At 78.1% G+C, this 1,726-nt stretch carries 1 protein-coding gene; it reads right to left on the bottom strand.

Features of this window, described 5'->3' with window-relative positions; genetic code table 11:
* Positions 1 to 1,726: condensation domain-containing protein (locus E1283_RS35925; RefSeq protein ID WP_165956369.1), on the bottom strand; the 1,726-nt coding region annotated here is incomplete at both ends.

Raw genomic sequence — 1,726 nt, 5'->3', positions numbered from 1 at the left:
CCGGTGGCCGGGGCCGGTGCGGGGTCGTCGACGGACACCGCCGTCACGCCGTGGAGCGCGTCGGCCGTGGCGCGGGTGGCGGCGTGGCAGGCGACGGTCGTGGCGGCGGTGCGGCGGAGTTGGTCGGCCAGCCGGGCGGCCGGGTGGGTGGCGTCGAGCGGCACCCACCCGGCGCCGGCGCGCAGGATGCCGACGACGCCGACGACGGTGTCCGCGCCCGGCTCCACCAGCAGGCCGACCAGGTCTCCCGGCGCGACGCCACGGGCCCGCAGCCGGCCGGCGAGGGCGGCGGACGCGTGGTCGAGTTCGCGGTAGGTCAGGGTGGTCGTGCCGGTGTCGACCGCGACCCGGTCGGCGGCGGCCAGGAAGCGGGCGCCGAGGCGCTCGACGATCCCGCCACGCGGCCCGACCTCCTCGGTGGCCTTCTGGAGTCGGGCGAGTTCGGCCAGGTACTCGTCGGCCAGCCGTGCCACGGTGGCCCGGGCGAACAGCTGGGCGGGGAAGTTCCAGGAGAACCGCAGGGCGCCGTCGCTCTCCCAGCAGAGGAGTCCCAGGCGGGTGGCGGCCGACGCGGTGCGGGCGGCGGTCGGGCGGACGGTGACCGGGCAGTCGGGGTCCACGGCGACGGGGAAGCGGGCGAAGCTGAATCCGGCGGGGGACGCGGTGCGCGGCCCGGGACCGGCGGCGGGCAGCAGTCTGGCGATGTCGAGGCTGCCGAGCCGGGCGTGCCGCTCGGCGTCCAGCCAGGTCGCGCGCAGCCGTCGGGCCAGCGCGGGCAGCGGCTCGTCCGGGTCGACGGTGGCCAGCAGCGGCAGCGTGTCGGCGAGCGGACCGACCATCCTGGCGGCCCCGGCCGGCAGGTTCTCGCGGCGCGCGCGGGCCACGTTGACCGCGATCTCGTGCCGCCCGCTCCACCGCGCCAGGCAGCGCGCGTACGCGGCCAGCAGCAGGTGGAACGGCGTGACGCCGTGGGCGGCGGCCAACTCGCGGAGGGCGGTGGTGAGTCGGGGGTCGGCGGCCGCCGACTCGTGCGCGGTGAGCGGCGCGGCGGGCGGTGCGGTGGGATCGCCGTCCCAGGGCAGCTCCAGCGGGCCGGCGTGCGCGGCGAGCCGGTCCCGCCAGTACCGGTGGTCCTCGGCGAAGCGGGGCGTGGCACGTTCCGCCTCGGTGGCCGCGACGACATGCGTCGCGAAGTCGGTTGCCGGCGGCGGCAGTTCGGGGTCCCTGGCGTGGGCGAGCGCGGTGTAGGCCGACCACAGCTCCTCGCTCAGCACGTTGAGGCTGAACCCGTCGGCGGCGGCGTGGTGCAGGAGGAGCAGCAGCCGGGCCGTGTCGGCGCCCTCGCGCACCAGCACGGCGCGCACCGGCGCCTCGACGGCGAGGTCGAACGGCCGGTTGCACAGCGCCTCTTCGAGGTCGGCCAGCGGCGGCCGCCCCGCGCCGGCCTCCCGTACCTCGTACCAGGACGGCGCGGGGTACGGCTCGGGTGGCACCGCGCGCTGGTGGTCGTCGGCGATCCGCAGCCGCAGCATGGGGTGCCGCTCGGCGACCACCGCGAACGCCCGGCCGAGCAGGCCGCCGTCCAGCGGGCCTTCGACGGTCTGCCGCACGTACGCGTACGCGGTGACGTCCGGGTACAGCCGGCCGTTGGTGTGGAAGGCGCGTTGCAGGGGCGTGAGGGGGGCCCGCTCCCCCACGACGCGACGCGGCGCGGGCGGCTCGGGGG

The sequence above is a fragment of the Streptomyces hainanensis genome, from assembly GCF_004348415.1.
Lineage (GTDB): Bacteria > Actinomycetota > Actinomycetes > Streptomycetales > Streptomycetaceae > Streptomyces > Streptomyces hainanensis.
Note: the sequence above shows the minus strand (reverse complement) of the source record. Positions and strands in the feature narration are given on the sequence as shown.